1 protein-coding gene is annotated in these 619 nt (G+C 63.3%); it reads right to left on the reverse strand.

Annotated features, from left to right (window positions below):
- Positions 1-261: 261 nt before the first annotated feature.
- On the reverse strand, positions 262-619 hold a 358-nt coding region (locus tag ACXJ3V_RS20365; RefSeq protein WP_457102175.1), incomplete at its 5' end, for an ABC transporter substrate binding protein.

Below are 619 nucleotides of genomic sequence, written 5' to 3' on the forward strand. Positions count from 1 at the left end.
ATTCTCGGGCGCCCCGCGCCACGGCTGTTGATCCACGTCAGTGATCTAACCATAAGCCCGTTCGACGGCAAGGTCTCATCCGGCAGCTTGCGTGCCGTCTCGATGCCCGCCATCGGCAGCCCTTTGGCCGATTCCAACCCGGTCCTTCGAGTCGACAAGGGAGACGTCCACGAGTCCAAAATCCGAACTCGCTCTTGATCTGGTGACCGAGCGCCAGATGCAGTCGCCTCCTACGTCGATCGTTCAAGCCAGCCGCCTCCTTTACGACACCAGCTCACTAGCACGCAATCGGAGGTGCGGGCTGACCGCCAAGCCCATGGCGCTGGCCGTCTTCATATTGATGGAGAGCTCGTAGGTGCTGGGCAGCTCGACCGGAAGATCGCCGGGCTTGGCGCCGCGCAGGATGCGCGAGACGTAGTAGGCGGGCCGGGTCAGGAGGTACTTCGTTGCAAAGCCGTAGGCGCACAGGCCACCCGCCGGAACATGCCGGGAGAATGCATAGACCGCCGGCAGGCGGTGCTTAAAGGCCAACTCGGCCAGCAGTTCGGCATGCTGAAGAAAGGCCGGGCTCTCGATCGGAGACATGACGGTGCCTGGCTGCCGGGCGAAACCCGCATAC

This window comes from Microbacterium sp. P5_E9 (genome assembly GCF_054049175.1).